This is a genomic window from Clostridioides difficile ATCC 9689 = DSM 1296 (assembly GCF_001077535.1).
Classification (GTDB): domain Bacteria; phylum Bacillota; class Clostridia; order Peptostreptococcales; family Peptostreptococcaceae; genus Clostridioides; species Clostridioides difficile.
Window position 1 is genome coordinate 3,768,992 of record NZ_CP011968.1, and the last position, 22,137, is coordinate 3,791,128.

General features: G+C 39.6%; 22 protein-coding genes. 1 reads left to right on the forward strand and 21 read right to left on the reverse strand.

From position 1 onward, the window contains the following. Nucleotides 1-47 precede the first annotated feature (47 nt). The gene (locus CDIF1296T_RS20120; protein ID WP_032509301.1) at nucleotides 48-257 is read right to left on the reverse strand and encodes a flavodoxin family protein; all 210 of its coding nucleotides are present in this window, start codon (nucleotides 255-257) and stop codon (nucleotides 48-50) included. Here CDIF1296T_RS20120 and CDIF1296T_RS17480 point away from each other — a divergent pair. Next, nucleotides 216-542 (forward strand): hypothetical protein, encoded by a 327-nt coding sequence (locus CDIF1296T_RS17480; RefSeq protein WP_225722732.1) that lies wholly within the window; start codon nucleotides 216-218, stop codon nucleotides 540-542. The two genes, CDIF1296T_RS20120 and CDIF1296T_RS17480, sit on opposite strands and share 42 nt — an antisense overlap. Nucleotides 543-740: 198 nt before the next feature. On the opposite strand, the gene CDIF1296T_RS17485 is transcribed toward CDIF1296T_RS17480, so the two are convergent. The 20 genes from CDIF1296T_RS17485 to pfkA form a co-directional block, all read right to left on the reverse strand. Then, nucleotides 741-1,643 (reverse strand): conjugal transfer protein, encoded by a 903-nt coding sequence (locus CDIF1296T_RS17485; RefSeq protein WP_018112598.1) that lies wholly within the window; start codon nucleotides 1,641-1,643, stop codon nucleotides 741-743. Nucleotides 1,644-1,659: 16 nt separating this feature from the next. Further along, on the reverse strand, nucleotides 1,660-2,667 hold the full coding sequence (locus CDIF1296T_RS17490) for a C40 family peptidase (RefSeq protein ID WP_018112597.1): 1,008 nt from the start codon (nucleotides 2,665-2,667) through the stop codon (nucleotides 1,660-1,662). Further along, entirely contained in the window at nucleotides 2,664-4,868 is a 2,205-nt protein-coding gene (locus tag CDIF1296T_RS17495) for a CD3337/EF1877 family mobilome membrane protein (protein WP_018112596.1), read from the reverse strand. Before CDIF1296T_RS17495 ends, CDIF1296T_RS17490 begins: the two co-directional genes overlap by 4 nt. Then, the gene (gene tcpF / locus CDIF1296T_RS17500) at nucleotides 4,868-7,318 is read right to left on the reverse strand and encodes a conjugal transfer ATPase TcpF (RefSeq protein ID WP_009898619.1); all 2,451 of its coding nucleotides are present in this window, start codon (nucleotides 7,316-7,318) and stop codon (nucleotides 4,868-4,870) included. The genes CDIF1296T_RS17495 and tcpF overlap by 1 nt, the downstream gene beginning before the upstream one ends. Continuing rightward, nucleotides 7,296-7,694, reverse strand: coding sequence for a conjugal transfer protein (locus CDIF1296T_RS17505; protein ID WP_008393094.1), 399 nt, complete (start codon nucleotides 7,692-7,694; stop codon nucleotides 7,296-7,298). The genes tcpF and CDIF1296T_RS17505 overlap by 23 nt, the downstream gene beginning before the upstream one ends. A gap of 117 nt (nucleotides 7,695-7,811) precedes the next feature. Beyond that, entirely contained in the window at nucleotides 7,812-8,315 is a 504-nt protein-coding gene (locus CDIF1296T_RS17510) for an antirestriction protein ArdA (protein WP_009898623.1), read from the reverse strand. Nucleotides 8,316-8,332: 17 nt separating this feature from the next. Next, nucleotides 8,333-8,836 (reverse strand): antirestriction protein ArdA, encoded by a 504-nt coding sequence (locus tag CDIF1296T_RS17515; protein WP_009898624.1) that lies wholly within the window; start codon nucleotides 8,834-8,836, stop codon nucleotides 8,333-8,335. After that, the gene (locus tag CDIF1296T_RS17520) at nucleotides 8,755-9,051 is read right to left on the reverse strand and encodes a hypothetical protein (RefSeq protein ID WP_022621648.1); all 297 of its coding nucleotides are present in this window, start codon (nucleotides 9,049-9,051) and stop codon (nucleotides 8,755-8,757) included. The genes CDIF1296T_RS17515 and CDIF1296T_RS17520 overlap by 82 nt, the downstream gene beginning before the upstream one ends. An 82-nt stretch (nucleotides 9,052-9,133) precedes the next feature. Further along, nucleotides 9,134-9,775 carry a CatA-like O-acetyltransferase gene (locus tag CDIF1296T_RS17525; protein WP_009898626.1) on the reverse strand — a complete coding sequence of 214 codons (642 nt, stop codon included), beginning with the start codon at nucleotides 9,773-9,775 and terminating at the stop codon, nucleotides 9,134-9,136. 207 nt (nucleotides 9,776-9,982) lie between these two features. Further along, nucleotides 9,983-10,204, reverse strand: coding sequence for a hypothetical protein (locus tag CDIF1296T_RS17530; protein WP_002323342.1), 222 nt, complete (start codon nucleotides 10,202-10,204; stop codon nucleotides 9,983-9,985). Beyond that, a complete protein-coding gene (locus CDIF1296T_RS17535) occupies nucleotides 10,205-10,339 on the reverse strand; it encodes a DUF3789 domain-containing protein (protein ID WP_009898627.1) in 135 nt (44 codons plus the stop codon). A 12-nt stretch (nucleotides 10,340-10,351) separates the two neighbouring features. Next, nucleotides 10,352-11,548: a MobT family relaxase gene (gene mobT, locus CDIF1296T_RS17540; RefSeq protein ID WP_009898629.1), complete on the reverse strand. Its 1,197-nt coding sequence runs from the start codon at nucleotides 11,546-11,548 to the stop codon at nucleotides 10,352-10,354. Between the two features lie 183 nt (nucleotides 11,549-11,731). After that, nucleotides 11,732-13,126, reverse strand: coding sequence for an FtsK/SpoIIIE domain-containing protein (locus CDIF1296T_RS17545; protein WP_025985749.1), 1,395 nt, complete (start codon nucleotides 13,124-13,126; stop codon nucleotides 11,732-11,734). A gap of 66 nt (nucleotides 13,127-13,192) precedes the next feature. After that, the gene (locus CDIF1296T_RS17550; RefSeq protein WP_009894244.1) at nucleotides 13,193-13,807 is read right to left on the reverse strand and encodes a hypothetical protein; all 615 of its coding nucleotides are present in this window, start codon (nucleotides 13,805-13,807) and stop codon (nucleotides 13,193-13,195) included. 90 nt (nucleotides 13,808-13,897) lie between these two features. After that, nucleotides 13,898-14,281, reverse strand: coding sequence for a YdcP family protein (locus CDIF1296T_RS17555; RefSeq protein WP_009894241.1), 384 nt, complete (start codon nucleotides 14,279-14,281; stop codon nucleotides 13,898-13,900). Nucleotides 14,282-14,296: 15 nt separating this feature from the next. Further along, nucleotides 14,297-14,623: a YdcP family protein gene (locus CDIF1296T_RS17560; RefSeq protein WP_018112593.1), complete on the reverse strand. Its 327-nt coding sequence runs from the start codon at nucleotides 14,621-14,623 to the stop codon at nucleotides 14,297-14,299. Between the two features lie 238 nt (nucleotides 14,624-14,861). Beyond that, a complete protein-coding gene (locus CDIF1296T_RS17570) occupies nucleotides 14,862-17,528 on the reverse strand; it encodes an SrtB-anchored collagen-binding adhesin (RefSeq protein ID WP_018112592.1) in 2,667 nt (888 codons plus the stop codon). Nucleotides 17,529-17,772: 244 nt separating this feature from the next. After that, nucleotides 17,773-19,137 carry a 23S rRNA (uracil(1939)-C(5))-methyltransferase RlmD gene (gene rlmD / locus CDIF1296T_RS17575; protein ID WP_009898634.1) on the reverse strand — a complete coding sequence of 455 codons (1,365 nt, stop codon included), beginning with the start codon at nucleotides 19,135-19,137 and terminating at the stop codon, nucleotides 17,773-17,775. A gap of 174 nt (nucleotides 19,138-19,311) precedes the next feature. Beyond that, complete coding sequence (pyk, locus tag CDIF1296T_RS17580; RefSeq protein WP_009898635.1) at nucleotides 19,312-21,072, reverse strand: pyruvate kinase; 1,761 nt, start codon at nucleotides 21,070-21,072, stop codon at nucleotides 19,312-19,314. A 51-nt stretch (nucleotides 21,073-21,123) separates the two neighbouring features. Beyond that, nucleotides 21,124-22,083, reverse strand: coding sequence for a 6-phosphofructokinase (pfkA, locus tag CDIF1296T_RS17585; RefSeq protein ID WP_003429132.1), 960 nt, complete (start codon nucleotides 22,081-22,083; stop codon nucleotides 21,124-21,126). Nucleotides 22,084-22,137 lie beyond the last annotated feature (54 nt).

A 22,137-nucleotide genomic window follows, 5' to 3' on the forward strand; every position in this document is an offset into this window, starting at 1 on the left:
AGTGTTCTGAAAATGCTATATTTATATTCTTGCTTTTTTCTTGCAATTTACTTTGATATGGCATTTTTCAGCTCGATCAAATCCGTCTCGTTAGGGCGAGATAAATCCTTATCAAAGTTTTCAACCATTCCTTCTAAATTTGGAGCACGGATGGATACGGCAAGCATTTTCTCATAGCGCTCTCGCACATAAATAGGCATTTCCCCTTGACACATATGAGTGCTGACAAACTTCTTCTTGATTTTCACCTTGACCATGTATCAAATTTAAATGAACTACTTAGAAAAGTTGCTCATAATAATATTTGTATTATGAGTGATAGAATGACAAAAGTGGCAGTATGGAAACCGAGTGTAAAAACAATACAATTAGTTTGTATGGAATATCTGAACTACATAATTGACCACTCTGTAATTTATGAAAAAATACAATGCGCAAATTGGAACGGGACAGAAGAAACCAATAGTATTTTTAATAATTCCCCTTCACCATTGATTACTCTTATCTATTCTTGCGATTTACAACAAAATAAAACAACATAAATTTTAAATACGTTGACTGGCATAATTCATATGTATAGTAAGTCTACAATTAAGATGCGCTTTTTCTAATCCAAATATATTAAGAAAAAAATTTTGCGAAGCCATTAATACTTTGTTTAAGATGTCTTTCATAAATATAAAGAATAATGCTCTTAACAAAAGCGTGCAAATTCCTAAAGAAATGCACGCTTTCAATAATTATCCTATAATCTTCCAATTGCTCTCCTTATGTAGCACTAATTCAAACTGCGATACCTGTGTTGCCTTTGTCTGATTATCAATGAATTTCACGGCAACCTTGACTTTCACATTGTCCCCATCAACCGTAAAGATAGGGTTTACCAATTCAGAATAGAGGTAGTCCCTGCCGATAGACTCAAGCACATTTCCAGACACATAGTAAGCAAGCTCCTTTTCTGTGGCTGTTGGGTATAGCTTAAAGAAAGTTTCCAGAAATGCAGTAGCGTCATTTATGGTATCCGCGTCTACACTTGCGTCTGCTTCTGGTGTCTTTGGTTCATAGTCTGATTTCTCGATTGCTGGTGCAAGGGTAGGGTTCTGAATAATTACCATATTCCCGCCAGCGTCCACATGAACTTTTACGGTATAGGTTGCCTTAACCGCTGTTGTCTGTTCCCCCTCTTTTATCTGCTGATCTACTTCGTAGGTAGCGGAAAAAGTGTCCGTTCCAGACTGTTCAATGCTCCATACAATCACATCTGTAATGGCAGAGCTGGTCGGTATATCCGTTCTAATGGTATCCATATTCAAGTCCTGCAATTCCTTTGTCAGATAACCGCTGATTGCCTGCGTCCTTGCGTCAATCGCTTCTTTGCTGTTACTCCATGTGTAATAGGACTTTGCAAAATTCTTCACGAAATTTTCTATCCCGTTGGTGTCCTGCAAGCGAAGCTCAATCACTTCTTTTTCATGGGTCGTGTGCTGGTCAATAGCGGTAAAATTCTTATATACTCCAAAGCTCACGCTTGCAATAAGCACCACCCACAATGCAATCACGGTTTTCTTATGTGTGCCTACCTTGACAGTACGTACCTTTTTTTCTTTGACATTTTCTGTCTGTTTCTTATTCTTCTTAAACATATTTTTCAAGTCCTTTCTATTGTTTTACTCGTCCTGCACCGATTAAGTGCTGTTGCCAGTAACTACTACTTAGGTCTGTATATCCTATCGGGTCGCCTGCATGGTACATCTGATTATTTCCCACATAGATACCGACGTGGGTTACATACGAACCAGCGTTATAGGTGGAATGGAAAAATACCAAATCGCCAGCCTTTGCCTGCGAGAGTGGAAGATGTTGGGTAGCGTCATACTGGGCTTGTGCCGTTCTCGGTAAGGAGATACCAGCTTTTCCATAGCACCATTGCGTCAGTCCCGAACAGTCAAAGGAAGTGGTTGGAGAAGAACCACCAAACACATATTTCCACCCTTGATATTTCAACGCTTCATTCATTACCTTTTGTGCCAGCTCTCCCGATACCTGCGGAACAGTTAAATACTGATTGACTAATTCCACATAGAACATATCTCCATAGCCATACCGCCAGCCTCCGTTCTTCGCAACGGCTATCGGGTTGGTATAGGTTACTTTCTTTCCACCCGATTTCTCACGGGCGAAGCTCTCTGCAAGATTAAAAGTGTGTTTCTTTCCGTTTCCTGCCACATAGCCCACATAGCCACCGCCATAGTTATAGGACTGTATCGCTACATTCAAATCGTCGATATCTTGATTTTTGCAGGAAGAAAGCAGGGACGCAAAATACTTACACCCCTGCTTGATTGAGCTTTCCGTATCTAAGGAACTAGGCGGTAAACCAAGACTTTCTGAACTCTGCATAACATCTTCTGCCGTACCGCCACTTTCTACTTGAATGATAGCCAGTAGTACATTGACGTACTCGGAGATACCGTTTTCTCTGGCGTATTTTTCTACCATAGGCTGATGTTTCAAAACTTCTGCGGATAAGTTCATACCCGTAATGCCAGAAGAAAAGTTGCTGTTTTCGTCGTCGCTGTCCGCACTAATCAGCACCCCAAAGAAAAGCACCAGAGAAAAGAGAATAGGAAACAGACTTCCAATGATAGCGATATGTTTCAGTTTCATTTTTTCTTCTGTCCTTTCTTCGTTACAAGATTACGGATTTTCTCTGTGGTCTGCTGGTTCTTCTGGACAGTCTGGGTCTGCTGAACCTTTGTCCTACGGTCTTTGGTGTAATTCTGGCGTGTTTCCTTTGACACGGTAACTTTTTCTACATTCTGCCTATATGTCGATTGGGTCGCTTTCCCGTCAGGAGTACTAGAAGATAGCGGACGTTCTTTGACACCGCTTGTCTTAACTGGTTCGCTTGCTTTCGTAGTCGGAGTTGTGGCAGGGCGTTTGACTTCCTGCATTTTTTCCGCACCCGTCTTTGAAACGGTTGAAGCTGTGGCTGGTCGCTCATGGGGACGGGTAGCTCCCGTTGTCGCTGATCCGTCAGCCTTTCGCTGTGCCTGCCTTGCTTCTTGTGCCTTTTGAAGCTCCATACGCTTGACAGCGATACTTTTCTTATGCTGTTCCTGCTTTTCCAAGCGTCCCGTCTGTCTGGACTGCTGTTCCTGCACCATACCACGCTTGAAATCAGACACGCTGGACTTTGCCTTTTCCTTTGCGGAATACACCGCATAAGCGGTCTGTGTGGGCATATCCTTGATATTCTCTTTGACAGCGTTTGCCTTGTCTTTCACTTTATTTTTCGTATCTAAGACAGCACCCACCTTTGAGCCTGCACGCTGTCCCATACTGGAAGTGGTATTGCCCCGATTTTCTTTAGAAGCCGTATTTTTTCTTTCGGATCTCTTGCCAGCAACGGCACTTCCAGCTACCGCACCAGCCACACCGCCCGAAATACCGCCAGCACTTACAGCCCTTGCAATACGGTGTTCCATACGCCTAGCCCGATGTCGCATGAACAGATACGGTCTGCGGAATATCCTGCGTCCCATGCTTTGACTGTCGCCAGCGTTGAGAGAAAACATACTCATTAAGTCGCCCAGCTTCATATAGATACCAGCGAAACATACTATCTGCAAGAACGCCACCATGAAAAACGGATAGTCCGTGGATATGTTATAAAACATACTGGAAATGCTAAACGCAACCGTTATAATGAGCGTTATTCCTGCCCGTGTCATTATGGTATTAAATACCCTCACGATTGCCTGCTTTGCCATGCTTTCATAGCTCGGTATCATGGAAAGTAGAAAGCTGATAGGTAAAAACATAGCGAAGATAATAAAAAGTATCTGGCTGAACAACATCATACCCGTAAGCAAGAATACAAATATCGTAATACCAAGATTAAAGAACAAGAGGAAGAACACCATACCTAAACGGTTTACCACCTGCGGTATCGTCAGATTGTTGTTGTCGTTGTCCTCGATTTCTGTTTTCACGACTTCTTCTCTGGTCTTTCCGTCCTCGTCCTCTGGACTTGCCGATACGAGAGCTTCGACACGGTCTGTCCCGATTTCCTCTGCGTTGCTGTTTCCAAACTGTAAGAGTAGCCACGGCTGTTGTACTTGAATAGAAAATAGGCTGTCCCGTATCAAGTCTACGCTGTCCTTGCCCTCGCTGTCAGAGTTGGGGAGCATGATTTTTGTTCCCAAATCAAGCGAAGCGGTACTGATGTCTGATGAAAATTCATTTATCTTCTTGATGTAGTCGGGAGCGTAGGCAATAAACGAAGCGGACAACACGAACACCACCACAAAGTTGATAACAGCGTGAAGTGCCTTGCTGGTTTCCCGTTTTATCAGTCCCGTATAGGCAACATACATTCCCACCACTAAGATAATAAGAAGCAGGAAACCAACATAGAAGCCCGTAGAAGAAAAGCCGTTCTCGGTAACGCCTGCAAGGGTCTGTATGCTTTTTCCGATACTGTCTGCCATATCGTTAATAAAATCAAGTTTATAGGCTTCCTGCACCACATAGCCAGTTGCATTGCTTAAATAAAGGCTTATCGTCCAGACAAAGTTGGTAATGCAGTAAAGCCCGTACTGTACCGATTTTCCGATACCGTCCAGCCAGTTCCACGGAAGCCACGACCAGCTATTATCGACGAAAAAATCAAGCTGGTAGTTGGAAAGCGGATATTTTGAATATAGATTTTCTGCGTTTATGGTATCGTCCACAAGCCCCGTCGCATGAGCCACCGTCCCCAGAAGTGAAAGCAGGATAAGGGAAAGTGCCACCACGAACAGAGCCATTTTGAGAAAGTGAAGTATCTTCCTTTTTGTGAACGCACTCTGTATCCTTTCTTTCATCACTCCACCTCATTTCTCTGTACGGGCGGTCTAGTATCAAAGGCGTGTAGTAATTCTTCAAAGACTGGGTGTATCTGCACCACACCGACACGCCCGTATAAGTCCTGCAATAAACATTGTCCGTTCTCCAAATCACGCAAGCGTTTCTGGTTGTTTTCGTCGTCCTTGTCGATACCGAAAAATTCTAAGGTCTGCTTTATCTCGTTGATGTCAGTAGAACGAAATGCAAACTTCAAACCGATATTGTTTTTCAGACTTTCCTTTGACACGTCATAGGCAGACTGGGTAACGAAATAAACGCCTGCCTGCATAGCTCGTCCAGCACGAACCAGCTTATTTGATAGGGTTTCGCCTTGTGCCACATTTAAGAACGCCCACGCTTCGTCCAAATCTACAATCTTAAAAATGCTTCTGTCCGAATGGATAAAATCAAGGGCAAAGGTACTAATCACAATCAGCATAGACACCGACAATAATTCAATGGTCGTGTATTCCTCAAAAGTGGTATCTTTATCTGGCAGTACAAGGTCTGCTACTTGAATGATATTGAGCTGGTTATCAAGGCTTATAGCATTTTCTACCGTCCCGTCTGAAAACAGCAGGTGTGCAAAGTCGTAGTCCGTGAAGCTGTCGATATGGTCTGCGATATTGCGTGAGATAGCGGTATCTTCTTTTCTCAATTCCTCAATAACGTGTAACAGTCCTCTATTTTCACTCTGGGTAACAGAACGCACCGCTTTTCGTAACACGGGGAATTTTTCGCCGTCCCTAGAGGAAATACCCGTAAGGAATGTTAAGATGTCGATTGCCAGACTTTCAGCGTCTTTCACATTCTTCATAATCACAAATGGGTCAAGAAGTCCTGCATTGTCCTTGTCGCTGGTAAGGTTTACGATATTGATTTCATGGGCTATCTCTGGGAGCGTTTCTTTCCAGTTGCCACGCTCACTTTTAGGGTCTAACAGAAGTGCTTGACCGCCAAACAGCACCGCATAATATACAAGTAGATTGTTGCAGAATGACTTTCCACCGCCAAGACTTCCCACAAAAGCAGAAGCAAGGGCATTAGTAACTGTGCCTTTTACTCCCTGCGAAGCTAAAGACGGTTGCAGGTACACATTTCTTCCCGTATCAACGGAATAGCCCATATAGATACCCGTGTTTTCCCCTAACTGCTGGGTCGCACCAAAACCAAGCCCAGCCAAGAAGTCTGACTTTACATACTGCACATAGTCATTGATATATCGCTTGCTGGCAGGTAAAAATTCAGAATGAAGTCCCAACATATCGCCAGCAGGACGCACCAGTTTTACATTGAGGTCGTCGTAAAAGTCCTTGACTTCATCACAACGGCGTTTCAGCTCGTCAAGATCGGGTGCAGACACCCGTATGACGTAGCTTAACTTATACATACTTTCTTTGCTCTGGTCTAAATCGGTTTCCAGCTCGTCCACGCTGTCTAAAGCGTCCACCACATTTGAGCTGGTTTCACTTCCTGCTTGATAGGCGTGATTATCCAAATCTTTCAATTCCTTTTTCTTGTTGCGGACTGTCGTTAATGCCTTACGGTTCTCCACGATTTCTACATTCATAGAAGTATCAACGGGGAATGTGAATTGCTGTTGCTGGAAATAGAAGATTTCAGAGGACGGAAAATCCAACTCCCCGACAATTACATTGACGGTAAAATAGGACACATAGCTTTCCTTGTCCTCATGTTCCAATCGTAAATACCGCTGGCTTTCCTCAATCACACACCTTGTCGGACGGATAAGGTCGTAGTATTTTATCAGCGTTTCTTTCTTCAATTTCTTCTTTGGTAGCTGGTACTCATAATCTTCATAGGCGATACCGTCCCTGCCGTAAAGATGTTCCATGAGATACCCAAAATCATGGATTTCCAAGCGACGCACCTTAAAGCGACGGGAGATTTTATTTTCCAGTAACTTTTCCATTTTCATGTAACGGTTGATTTCATCATTCGGCATGGAAACAAAATCATTCATCAGCGTGTGGTTCACTTCATGAAGAAATTCCTTGAACGTCAGCCATGCCGATTTTTTGATGTTCTTCAGATTGAGCTGTTCTTCCGTAACCATGAGCTTAAAGCCAAGAAAAAAGCGGTAGTCCACTTGATTGTCCCCAATCATTGATACTAACGCTTCGGTCTGTTCGTCTATTTTTTGGACTGCCACCTCACGAAGTTTGCCTGTTACCAGTTTCTTTGACTGCTCCTGCATACTTCTAATGGAGCTTTCTGTGGCAATCTGCAACGCATGAATTTTTCCCTCACGGGACTGTGCGATTAGCTGTCGAAAACTGTCATGCACGATAAATTTCTGCTCTGCGGATAGAAAAGAATAGTTGTACGGTATCAGCTCATAGTAGGCGAACACCTCATTGTCCTTGTTCCAGACAAGGTTATTGTCAATATATTTTATCGGGAACATAGTTCACACTCCTTACTGCCGTGATTGTTTCATTCAATATCTGCTTATGCAGTTTTACGGCTTTTCCTGCATAAGTGATTTTAGGTCGCAAGGCATAGGTTATCTGTGATTTCAAAAAGCTGTACGGCTTCTTTCCGTCAAAGGTTTTCTGCGACATAAACCAAGTGAGAGCAACGGGAATACCGAAGTATTTGAGAAATGCTCCCTCAATCATGGAAAGTGGGGGCATATCCCCAAACAGAATGATGATAAATTCCGTAATCACAAACCATGTAATCTGTGTAAAGGTAACGGGAAAGGGTAAGTTAAAGTCATTGATTGCATATAAGACTTTTTCCACGTTCCAGATACCCGTGTAGCTTTTAATCTTTTTCAAGTTCTTTCAGCCCCTTTCGTAAGTTCTTCAAAGAGAAAAGGACAGCCATTTTCAGACTGTCCCTTAAAGAGAAATACGCTGTCAGTAGCAACAATGCTTGTTGCTGATCTTCCAGCGTTAATATGGTATCTCACAGATACCTCGGCTTGTTTCAATGAATCGACCACCCATATCCAAATCTCGCCCGTAGGCTTCATAGTCAATATAGTTCTGTAAGTTAGCTGGAATGTCCCCAAGTGCGTTCAATTCGTCTATGTAGTAGTAGGCAACATCTGTCATGGTTTCACAATCGGGATAAAAATAAATATCGTCCTTATGTTCCACGACTTCTTCCAGCGTCCCATAGTGGCTGATAAATTCGTCCAGACACTCTACGATATAGTCGGGAAGTTCCTCTATCATTTCATACATTTCATTGAGTTCTTCAATGGAAACATATTCCCCTATGTCGATAGGAAAGTTGTCGGTATCATGGACAGCGTATTCTTCGTACTGTTCATTCAAGCCGATTTTTTCTTTTACATCTTCCTCGTCAATAGGGAAAGTGAACCACGCACCGACTAAATATCCCTCATTGTATCTGCCAAGATTAGCAATATAAACCGCCATATCATCAATCATAAGCACCACCTCATTTCCTACTCTGGCAGTTCAAAGATACCGTGTTCCGTTACTAAAAATTTTCCGTGTTCCTGCAAGTGAGAAGCATAGGCTTCAAAGTCAAAATAGTATTCTTGACAGTCCTCGGATAAATGTTTGAATGTCGGGTCGTTCATCAGCTTTTGCCTTGCAACATCAATCATGCTTTTGCAGTCGGGATAAACGGTAATCACGTTCCTGCAAATATAAAGTGCTTCTAAATTCTCATACACGGTAAGTAGTGATACATATTCTTCCTGCATATCACTTGAAAGCTGGCGGTACATAAAATCTAATTCGTTGAGCTGATACACGCTGGTGTGTTCGTGGACTTCATCAGCATAAGGCAGTACCTTTTCGATAATGCGGTAATCCCCACTTTCTGCACCGACACCTAATTTTTCTTCAAACTCGGCAACATCTATCGGCAGGTCAAACCAGTATGATATTGTTTCTTCGCCAGTTGTTCCTCTCGTTTCCACCAGCACCCTTGTTTCCTGCATTGTTCCTCACGTCCTTTCTGTTGTTTCCTCACATCTTTTATGGTCTGGTACGACATACCAAACACATACTTTGAAAAATCTTCTAACTGTTTTTCTTCATAATCGGCAGGGTTCAGTCGTTTCATTTCATGCCACACTTTACGCTTGTAAGAGGGCAGGTCGGAAATGTATTCACAGCCGACTTTTGCCTGCATATCCTTAAAAATATCGTTCATTTCATCACTCCAATCTGAAATTTTGGCAAGAAAAAAGCAGTCAATCCTAAGACTAACTGCTTTGTGTATATCTGGTATTAGATTATGAAATTGAGTTTATCAATTCTTGTACTTCATTAAAAAATCTGGATAAATGAAAACCATCTGCAACGGCATGATGTATATTCATTGTAAGAGGCATTATATATCTTTCTCGCTCTAATTCGTATTTACCCCAAGTAATAACTGGTGCAAGAAATTTCCCTTCGTCAAAAACATGAACATCAAAATGATTGTATTTTACCCATGGCAAACAAGATACATCAAAAAAGTTCAAAGGTTGATTTGCTACGAATGCACGTTCCATTTTATGTTTCTCTCTATCTAACATAAATCGTTCATGAAATTCAAATATGCTATCAGAAAAATCTGTAACCATTTTTGTGAAATTCTCATCTTCTTTATGAAATTCAGCATAGGACGGGGAAATATAGTCCCATTTAATTAAATTACCTTTATTGTCCCAACTATATTTAAACTCATCATGTTCATTAACGACCTTTGAAACAACCCATATCATAGCTGGATAAAATTTCAAATCATGGCTTTTTGAAAATTCAATTAGATTTGTTACATCAATATCTACGGTTAAGCTCATAACGATACGCATATCATCAATGTAACTTTGAAACAATTTACCTCTATTCCATTTTTCTAAATCAATTTTTGTATATTTATATTCCATGTCCATTCTCCTTTACATTTTGAAATTCAGTAAAATGCAAGGCTCTCTGGATAACATTTCACTCCATGCAAGTCTATTCCATTAAGCCTTGTATGGAGATAATACAATACACAATTTCATAATATCCCTCCTTATCCAATAAACCTTAGTTTATTGTTTTCATACTCAGATTATACCATTCATATATAGGCTCTACAATAAAAATCATTATGCACCAATAATCTTATTGAACAGCTCTAACAGTACATCTTTCACACCGCCAGCGTTGAATACTAAGCCGACAGCAATAAGGGCAACTACCAAGAAGCCAATAAGTTTTGAAAACTCACGCTTGAACCCTAAGTAGATACCGATAACCACAATCGCCATAAGCACTAAGCTCTGTGCATTTGATAAAAACCATTGATACAAATTTTGTCCGAAATTCATTTAATTGTCCTCGCTTTCTTCTAATTGTTTCATTTCATAGTCAGCTTCTTTGCCGATACTCAAAATACACATCAAGACTACGCCGATACCCATTCCCATAGATACCAGCAGGAAGTCTTTTACTAATTCCCACATTTTTTATCACTCCTAACTTTCCACCAAATCTTTTGCAGGGGTCGTCTGCTGTTTGATTATCATTTCATGCTTTTCACTCAAAGTTGCCTGCTTTTCAATCGTTTCCATATAGTCAGTCCCGTTTCCCTTATCAATCTTTTTCAGCATTTTCAAGGTAGGTGCTACCTGCCTTTGTACCCACCGCAATGTACGGTCTAAGGTGTAAGGCTCTGGCTTTGTCGTCAGCTTCAAGCTCTGTCTGTTATCGCCGATAAACCAAGCCCAGCGGTCATTGAGTTTCCAGTCATTTTTTCGCTTGTCTGGTTCTTCATCAACAAACCGCACATACTGGTTGATGATAGAAAAGGCGGTCTGTTCTGCGTCATAATAGGTCAGCAAATCTCGTACTGCATAATAGGCACGCTCATTTCTAAGCCGTATCTCAAAACGGTTGATAATGTCGGCTTCATTAAGCGGTGTACCCAACTTGACGTACTGCTCATAGTCCTTTTCATAGATACAGAAATATACATCTGATTTCAGCGAACCAAGATAAAGAGTGCGTCCCATATATTCTCTGTCGTCCTCTCTGTGCTTGATAAGCTCGCCCGACTGGTAAAACTTATAACTTCTGGACTTTCCGATATATTCCCGTTTCCTGCATTTTTCCGCAAGCTCTGGAATATCCAAAATGCCCGTATGGTCGTTGATAGCAAGGTCGATACGCTTCATCACGCCACCGTCTACGAGTGCGTCCATGAGGAAGTCATACCAGCTTCTTTGCTGTGCCAACAGGTAACTTTCAAACTGCCTGCAACCACGCCCCTTTAACTCTAAAAGGACACCTTTTTCTTCGTCAGCCGACGTATAGATAAAGATGTCCCCTAAAGAGTAATGCTCCGTATAGCTGTAATGTCCGTAATCTTCATGGAGCATATAGTTGATATTCAGTTTTAATATATCTTTGATGATGTGCTGTATATCCAGCGTGGGAAAACGAATTTTTACATAATCAAACAACATGGTAAGCGGTGCTTCTGGATTGAACCTTGCCAGTTCCTTATGCAGAGTTTCCAGAAGTTCCTTTGACGGCTTCATTTTTCCGCTTTCTATCTTATTGAGATATTCCCTTGTTATACCAGAAGCCACCGCCAGCCTGCCTTGTGAGATACCGTAAGCAATCCGTTTCTCCCGTAATTCTTTTATCCATTGTTCTTCATTCAGAACCATACCCCCAATCTGTAAAGTGTGAAGTTTTTAGGGGCGACTTCACAACCGATTTTTGCTAGGAAACCATGCCAGAAGCCTTATGTTTCCTATGTTTTTTGTCTATTGTCTATTTGCAAACGTACCCCTCTGTTAGATACCGAGGGGTTTTACCTGCTGGCGTGGCTTACGCCACACCAGCAACGGCTAGTCCGTGCCGTCGCCTTTCGCTTCGCACGTCGCCGTCCCGTCCTGCCTTGCTTGTGCAAGAGAACCGATAGTCTTCAAAAAATCATGTCCTTTCGGGACTAAGGGCGTGTAAAATTCGCTTATCACGCTTGTTCCTACATCACAATAGCCACGACCCTTGATACGCTTCTGGAAAAACTGCTTTTTCACATCAGAACCGAACAGCATACCATATCCTAACTCGCTGATACGCCCCAATCCTACACGGAAATTGAAGTTATCTCTGATACCGTCCGAGAAATACTTTGCGTCTGGACGCTGGCAGGCAACGATAAGGAAATAACCTGCTTGTCGCCCCAGCATAACGATTTTCTTTAACTGGCTAAGTAGGCTCACGCTTTCTTTCGTTCCCAGCATTTCAAAAAAAGCCACATATTCATCAAAGATAAGAAAGCAGGGTGGCAGTCCCAGATAGGCGTAGTTTTCGCCTGTCTTGTAGTTCGAGTGTTGCTTCATTTCCTCACTTCGTTGTACCATGCCCTCATAAAAGGAATTGACGCAATCTATCATTTCTTCTTTGGTGTGGTACACGTTTCCCATGACTGTTCCCAAATCTGCAAGGTCAGCGTTCTTTGGGTCTAAGATGTAAAGGACAGCGTTGGTATGCAGTAAGGCTTCAATGAGCGTCAGCAGAAAGTAAGTCTTACCGCCACCAGTCCCACCAGCAATCAGGGCGTGAGGGAGTGCGTCATATTCCCAGATAAGATTTTTCATCAGTCTAAGACAGCCGTTTTCTGCCCGTACTTCATCAATGGTAATGCGGTTTGCTATCATATCATAAAGCAGGGTATATTCAATATAACCGTCATGCAGTGTTTTGTCGGTTAGCTCACAATACAAGCCACTTTCCAATTTATCCTCTAACCGTAAAAGCTGGTCTTGATATTTCCCCAGCGTAATTTCACAGCGGATATGAAGCAGTCCCTTTTCCATTTGATAATAAATCTTTGGAAACCAGACGATTTTTTCCCTTGATCTGCTTTGCAGGTCAGTAAAAAAACCGCTGTCTTGTACGGTATCGGCTTCATACCACTTATTTTCCAGTATCATTCTTGCCAGCTTTTGACGGTGCAGGAGCTTCTTGAAACTGTCGTAACAGAAGCGATAATACAGAAAAGCGACCAATGCACAAACACCAGTCGCTATCAGTATGGTTATCAAGTTGTAAGGGGATAACGTCAAGCCTTTTTCCAACAAGCTGAAATGTTCCCAATCGGTACGCATGAGCTGTTTGATATTCAGTAGCAGGAGAACCGCCACGAATACAAACAGAAGCGTCCCTATGGAAAAGTGATAGACAAGGTGCTTGTCGCTGGCTCTGATACGGTGTCCTTTGTTCCAAATCTTACGCATAAATCAATCACTCCTTTCTGGGTACGAAAAAAGCAGTCAATCCTAAGACTAACTGCTAGTTACGATTTATTTGAAATGTGAAATCTTTCCGTATTTTTCGTATGAATATTTAAGCATTTGATAAATATCTTCTCTAAGAATATACTGGTATGTTTCTGAGATTGTTTCATACACCGGAATAGGAATTGCTTTTGATGAAGTCCTTTGGTTCGATTTTATCAACACTCTTTTTGCTGGCTTAGATACTGTTTTATGAACCCAATCCGAATTCAATAAACAGTGTCCCATAGGTGTACCAGAACTGCAATATGGTTGATTTTCATTCTTAATAAATCTAAGCAATAATTTATAATCACTTGAAGATAAGTTATCCACATCTGTCCAAAGAAATTCTAAACTCTGTTGCCATTCTTCTGCTTGTCTCTGTTTGTTACGTTGTTCCACACCTTTTGAATAATTATGATACTGTATTTTCTGTACCAACCATATTACTAATTCGATGATTAGAAACCATACGCAGAATAGGAAAACAGCATACCCCCAAATAGTGAATTTTACCAATAACTTATTATCCGTAGGTGTAACGTAATAAGCTATAAAAGAAAAAACTATTGCAATAACTGTCGGTACTAAATACTTTTCAAGAAATATCTTTAATAAATCTAATAACTTTTCACTCATGCATCTATGCCCCTTAATTAAAAAATCACATTAAAAATATTATACGATTTCTTAATTGCAGAGGCAATCAAAATATATTTGATGAACTAATTATTTTTTCGTTTGTCCCTGCGGTGTATGGTTCTGGGGATTGCCTGCGTTTTGATTGCCTTTATTCTTCAACACAATATCCTCTGCCTTTACATACCAGTCCACATCTGCACCCGTATAGGTCTTTCTTGATACCGTATCGGCTACTGGATTGACAAGCTCCACAACTGCATTGTACGGAAATTCCCTTAACGGTACTTCTGGCGGTACGGACACGGGGATAATTCCACCATGCAGACTGCACTTCAAATCATAGATACGCTTTTTAAGCTGAGTACTCGGTGTCCCGTCCTCGTTCTGCAAGAACACATCACGCACCGCTGTAAATTTTAATTCTCCAAATGTTTTCTCTTTGTCAATGACAAAACCGTTTGATAATCTCATAAATTCTTCACTCCTTTACTTTTCTTCAACTGCCACAATATCATCAGCAACTAATACATAATCGGTATGTCCCATATCTCCGATTGCGTAACCTCTGCCGTATAACTTCGGATTGACAAGTTTTACTTTCTGCTCATACTTGAAATGCTTTTCACCAGCCTGCACGGGAATTTCTACCACAACATTTTCACCTTTCTGTACGTCAGAATAAAGGTTATAGCTTCGTCTGGCTAAAACCCTGCGGTTATTTTTATCTCTTTCAAAGATAGGCTCGCTTTCGCCTGCAAATTCAAGAGTTCCAAAAGACTGTGCCATATCTGGCACGACATATTTCATTTCCATATTGTTTTACCTCGTTTCTTTCTATATTTTATAAGTTGATTGATTGTGATTTCTTATTCTGGCGGTTTGGGAAGTACCAGCAATCCCACCGATAGTAAAGGGTAAAATAAATGCTTACGCACCCTTGACTATCCGTGTTCTTGCAGGTTGTTGGCAGACAAGCCAGAATAAGCGGAAGTCTGCCGTTTGACAGCTTCGGCGGAGAGCGTGATTTTCCTTTTTTCATGCTATTACCGCCCTATGATTTTTTCATTTTACGGCGTTTGTAAAGATATGTTCCAGCAAGCCCACCACCAGATGTAAGCAACATCACAAGAAATGCAATGACATTTGTACTGTCGCCCGTTTTGGGACTGTCGCTAGGTCTGCTAGGTTCTTCTGGTGTCTGTGGCGTTTCTGGTTTCTCTGGTTCTTCTGGGACTTCTGGTTTTTCCTTAAATGTAATCGTCTGTCCCTCGTCCTCAATGTCCTTGTGTTCCGCAATTTTTACGGGTTCGTCTGGATTGCTTAAATCGTATAATTCCTCGAATGTTACCAGATTTTTACCGCCAAGCTCGGACGCATTGAATGTATAAGAAATTTCCACTTTCATTTCTTCATCATCAGCGACAAAGGTATAGTCATTTTCTACACGTTTCCCGTCAATAACAAGCTCGGCATTTTCTTCCTTTAACATCTGCCAGCCTTTTAACTGGTATTTTGTGCCTTTTGTAAGTCCGTCTAATTTGACAGTATCGACGATTGTTACCTCTTTTCCTGCAAGGATAGTCTTTTCGCCGTTCTTACTGGTCGCTGTGGTATGGATAGATATTTCTTTTTCGTATTCATCAGTCAAAGTCCCTAAGTCAATCACAAGGTTATTTCTTGATACCACGATTTCAAAAGGTGGGATAAGCTCAAAGCCTTTGTTACTGTCAGAGCGTAATTCTTCAATGATGTAAGTATCATAAGGCAATGCACCTTTGCTGTCGTCGGGTTCAGAAGTTCCAAACCATACACCGTCCTCACTTGTTTTGCCTGCGTTGGTATTGTGCTTATGTGAAGCCCAGTCAGCAGAAGTGGAGAATTGCCCGTTATCATCAGTTACCACAATATGACTTTCGCCCGTTGTCTTGCTTGTGATCCTAAAGGGAACATCAGCAAGACGTTTGTGTGTGCCTGCACCGATTTTTACGCCCTCAATATCTCCACGCTTAATCTGATTGTAGATAGAATGGGCTTCGTCGGTTAAGTCCATGATTTTTTCGTTTTCTGTGATTGCAAAATCAATCGGTTTTGCACCGTCTGTCAAATATCCGTTTGGAGCTTCACTTTCAACAATACGGAAATTTCCATAAGGTAAAAGGTCGGCAGAAGTAGAAGCGACACCCTCAATATCCGTATGGATTGTTTTTACCACTTCATTTTTCTTGTATAGCTTACCCTCAACCAATACTGCATTATCATTTAAGGAAATGATGTCAAAAGCAGTATCTTTCAAGGTAGCACTTCCTTGTGGTTTGGTATCGCCCGTTTCTAAATCTCGTTTCTGAATTTTGACACCGCCACGGATAACTTTATCTGATACAGAAAACTGGTTACTTCCAGATAATACGGCAAGGTCGCCGTCCTCGGTAATCTGTGTTACATATAAGCCCTTAATCTGTTCGGACTTATCGCCAGCCTGCATATATGCACCGTCAAGCAAGTAGCCGTTTGGAGCTTTTGTTTCCTCAACGGTTAATGTTCCTAAAGGAAGAACCGCCTTACCGTCCTGCATATAGAAGCTGTCGCCAGATACCTTGTATGCGTCCGCTAATTTTGTGATGTAATGGGTTGTCCCGTCGCTGTCAGTTTCAGCGATTGTCTTTGTAACCCATGTACGAGTAGCTTCGGCAGGAAGATTGTCTTTGTTATAGAAGCCAGCATAATACTTCCATGTAAATTCCGCACCTGCTAGAGAAGCGTTCCCCTGCGGATTGTCTTTCTGTGTTTCCATGTCAATCTTGAAAAGCTCAATCAAAGTATCCGTTACCTTTGGTGTATCAGATACTTTTAAGGTTGCTGTCTTTCCAGCTTCAACCTTTAAGGAATATACAGTTTTATCTACCTTATATCCTGCTGGTGCGGATAATTCCTTGATATAGACTGTGCCTGCTTTTACCTCTACAATATCTGTATTTCCGTTTTCATCAGTCGTAAGGGTGGCAAGCTGTTTCGTGCAGTCCTTATCAGAAAAGACACCATAGGTCGCACCTGCAATAGAGTAATTCCCGTTACCGTCTGTAATGCTGGTATTACTGGAAACCTTTTGCAGTTTCGTATTTCCAACATTCAGTTTCGCCCAGAATTGCCCTAATTCCTGCCCCTCGCCAGAGTAGATATAACCGCCACATTCATAGCGTCCTTTATTCTCTTTGACAAAGGCTTTTGCACCAGAGAAAACTTCGTCCTGCGTAGCTTTTGGTATTTCATCATAAGAAGCTCGCACGTTGTCGCATTGCCAGCCAAGATGTACGCTTAATCTCTGCCAGACAACACATTGTTCCAACAGATAAACTTGTTTGTAATTCAATTCCTTGTGAGCTTCGCCATACTGTTTGACATACTCTAAGGATAACGCCACATCTGAAATCTGGTCGGCACTCATGCGTGAGCTTGCGTCAGTTCTGGTCTTGTAACCATTCTTGAAATCTGTATTGATGTCAATACAATAGGCAGTTTCGCCCTCAACTTTCATCATGCCCTCATTGAATGTAGAACCGATAGAACCGTCATTCATTACTTTTTCAATGATACCGACACGCTCTGCACTTTCCGTCCAGTATTGCTTGCTTTCTGCATGAACGGGTGTAGTCGGTAAAGCAGTAACGATAGTTGCAAGAGCTAAGAAGCCCGTACACAATCGTTTTAACATCTTTTTCATAAATCTAATGCTCCTTTCATTTTGGGTATAAAAATAGACGCTCATTTCTGAACGTCTTACATTTAAAAAGGGATACTATTTTAACAAGTACCCCTAAAGTTTAGTATTTAATTGTTTGTGTTCCCACACTCTATATCAACTACTACCGAAACATTGATATAGTTTTTTATCTCTTTATTTCTGATTTTATCGCCCTCGCTCGTAAAGACGATATGCTTGAAAAAGTGCCTAAAATTAAGGATTTCTACATAGTTCGTCTTTGTAGCAACACACAAGTCTCCACATGTGTAGAATGAGGGAACATATCTACAGGTTGTGCCTCAACACATTTAAATCCGTGAACATTTAGATAGTCTAAATCCCTTGCTAAAGTAGAAGGATTACAAGAAACATAGACAATTCTTTCCGGATTCATTGAAACAATAGTCTCTAATACCTTTTCGTCACATCCCTTTCTAGGTGGGTCTACAACTACTACATTGGCAGTCTTACCCTCTCTATACATCTTAGGTACAATTTCCTCTGCCTTTCCAACATAAAATTCAGCATTATGTATATTGTTTAATTTAGCATTTATTTTAGCATCTTTTATGGCATCATCTATAATTTCTATTCCATAAACCTTTTTAGCCTTTTGTGCCAAAAATAAAGATATTGTACCTATCCCACAGTAAATATCAAAAACAGTATCAGTATCATTTAAATTTGCATATTCAAGAGCCTTATCATACAATACTTTAGTTTGGACAGGGTTTACTTGGAAAAATGATAATGGTGAAATCTCAAACACTAAGTCACCTATATAATCGTTTATTTTTCCATCTCCATATATAACTATATTTTCTCTTCCTAGAATAGCATTCGTATCTTTTTGATTTACATTTACAACCAAAGTCTTAAATCCAGGTATATTTTCCTTAAGCACTGAAGCTAATTCTTTAAGATATGGAAGTTTGTTTCCATTTGCTACTAATACAACCATTACTTCTTTAGTTGTAAAACCTATTTTTGTTACTAAATGCCTAATCAACCCCGTGTGAGTCTTTTCATCATATATACTTACCTTATAGGCCCTTATATATGTTTTTATTATTTTAACAATTTTATCATTTATCTCATGTTGTATTACGCATTTTTCTGTCGATATTACATCATGAGTCTTCTTTTTATAGAAGCCAATAATTGGAATACCATTATTCTTTTGTATTGGAAATTGTGCTTTATTTCTATATCTATATGGATTATCCATTCCTATAGTGTCATGAACTTCTACATCCTCTAACTTACCTATTCTCGAAAGTACTTGTTTAACTTCATTTGTTTTCATTTCAAGTTGTTTATTATAATCTAAGTCTTGTATCTGACACCCTCCACAATCCCTAAGATTCTCACTACACACTCTTTTCACCCTGAATGGAGACTTTTCTATTATCTCAACAATATCTCCTACAGCATAATTTTTCTTTACTTTATTAATCCTAACTTTAACTTTATCCTGTATTAATCCGCCCTCTACAAAAACTGTAATACCATTGTACTTTCCTACTCCTACTCCGCCTTGACCAATGTCTACTATATCTACAATATACATCTCGTTTTTCGAAAGCATAAATCACCCTCCAATCAATCTATTATATTTAAATCTTTACAAACTTTTTTCTTTAAATTTATATTAAAATATTGCTATTAATTAAACTATATTTTTTACTAAGCTACAATATTTTATTTTACCAAAAAAAAAGGAGCTTATAAAGCCCCTTAGTAAATAAATTTATTATTTTTCTTATAAAACTCTAGTTGAACCTCTATATACCACACCTCTTGATGCATCCACAGTTACAACTTCTCCATCTTTTACTAGATTTGTTATATCAGTTGCAGACACAATAACTGGTATATCTAAATTTATACCTACAATAGCTGTATGTGATGTCATTCCACCATTCTCAGTTACTACAGCTCCTGCTTTTTCTATATAATTGTTCATTTCAGCATCAGTAGCAGTAGAAACAAGTATGTCGCCTTCATTAAAGTCTACACAAGCATTTCCATTCTTTATTATACGAACTTTACCTTCTACCGTTTGAGTACCTACACCTATACCTTGCACGATTTCTTCGCTTATTACATGAACCTTTATTAAATTAGTAGTTCCACTTACTCCTACTGGTACTCCAGCAGTTATAACTACTAATTCCCCATTATCTATATAATCAGCTTGTCTAGCTGCCTCAATTGCCTTTTCTATAACTTCATCTGTATTTCCTGCAACAGAAGACTTAACTGGATATACTCCCCATGTAAGAGCTAATTTATTCATAGTCTTTTCATTATTTGTAGTAGCTATTATTGGAGATTTTGGTCTAAATTTAGATACCATTCTAGCAGTATATCCTGAAGAAGTAGATGTTATTATAGCTGATGCATTTAAATCTACTGCTGTTGTACAAGTTGCATGGCTTATTGCATCTGTTACAGTAACATTGTTAGTACCATTTTCCTTTAATAATCTATCATAATCTAAAGTCTCTTCTGTTCTTTTTGCTATTGTAGCCATCATTTTTACTGCCTCTACAGGATATTTTCCAGCAGCAGTTTCTCCAGATAACATTATCGCATCTGTTCCATCATATATAGCATTGGCAACGTCTGTAACTTCTGCTCTTGTTGGTCTTGGATTTCTTATCATAGAATCAAGCATTTGAGTGGCAGTAACAACTGGCTTTGCTAATTCATTACATTTTTTTATCATCATTTTTTGAACTATTGGCATCTCTTCAGTTGGTATCTCAACACCTAAGTCACCTCTAGCCACCATTATACCATCAGAAACTTTTAATATTTCATCTAGGTTCTCTACACCTTCTTGGTTTTCTATTTTAGATATTATTTGTATATCAGTTGCATTATTGTTCTCTAATACTTCTCTTATTGCTAGTACATCAGATGCCTTTCTTACAAAAGAAGCAGCTATATAATCTATTCCTTGACTTATTCCAAACTCTATATCACTTATATCTTTAGGAGTTATTGCTGGTAAATTTATCTTAACACCAGGTACATTTACTCCTTTATGATTTTTAACTATTCCTGAATTTTCAACAACACAAACTATATCTTCTCCATTTATTTCTTTTACTCTTAAGCCAACTAAACCATCATCTATTAGTATAGAATCTCCTGATTTAACGTCCTCAGCAAGACCTTTATAGCTTACTGTACACATTTCTTTAGTCCCCATAATATCTTTCATAGTTATAGTGAACTTTTGCCCTTCTTCTAAAAATACCTCTGGGTCTTCAAAGTTACCTGTTCTAATTTCTGGACCTTTAGTATCTAATAATATAGCAACTGGCTTATTTAATTTTTCTCTAACTTTCTTTGCCATATCAATTCTTTCTTTATGTTCTTCATGCGAACCGTGAGAAAAGTTAAATCTACACACATTTAGACCATTTTGCATAAGTTGAGTTAAAACTTCCTCACTTTGTGATGCTGGACCTAGTGTACAAACAATTTTTGTCTTCTTTACATTATTTAACATATTTGCTCCTCCTGAGATATTATTCCACAGATTTATTTTTAATACTAAAACTTATATAGATAATATTTTTGCCATCTCATAAGCTTCTTTATCAAATACTTTCTTTTGAGCTAAAGCTTCACTTATTTCTAAATCAATTATTTTGTTTTCTTTTATTCCTACAACTCTAGCTGATTTTCCATCTAATAATAATTCTACTGCTCTTACTCCAAGTCTACTTGCTAGTATTCTATCAGATACAGTTGGGCTTCCTCCTCTTTGGACATGCCCCAATACAGTGACTCTTAAATCTGCTCCTGACTCTTTTTTAAGTTCCTTTTCTAAATCACTAGCACTTCCGACTCCTTCTGCTAAAACGATTATACTATGTCTCTTACCTCTTTTTTGAGTAGTCTTTAATCTTAGAGCAACTTCATCTACTGTAATTTCTACTTCTGGTACTATTATAGTTTCCGCTCCTCCTGCAAGACCTGCATATAAGGCTAAATCTCCACAGTGTCTTCCCATAACTTCTACTATGTTAACTCTTTCATGAGATGATGATGTATCTCTTATCTTACCTATAGCATCTATAATAGTATTCATTGCAGTATCAAATCCTATAGTATAATCTGTATATGCTAAATCGTTATCTATAGTTCCTGGTATGCCTATAGCTGGGAATCCTAAGTCACTAAGTTTTTGGGCTCCTGCAAATGAACCATCTCCACCAATTACAACTAAGCAATCAATTTTATACTTTTTAAGAATTTTTACTGCTTTTAATCTACCTTCTTCTGTTTTAAATTCTTCACATCTGGAAGATTTTAATATAGTTCCTCCCCTGTGTATAATATCTCCAACAGAAGATAAGTTCATTTCAGTTAAATCTTCTTCTAGTAATCCCTTATATCCTCTATTGATTCCATATACTTTGCATCCATAATATATTGCTGATCTTACAACCGCTCTAATCGCAGCATTCATTCCTGGAGCATCTCCTCCACTTGTTAGTAATCCTATAGTTTTCATTTTTTACCTCCTTGGATTTTATGTCAATTTTTTATTATAATCATTGTTATTGTA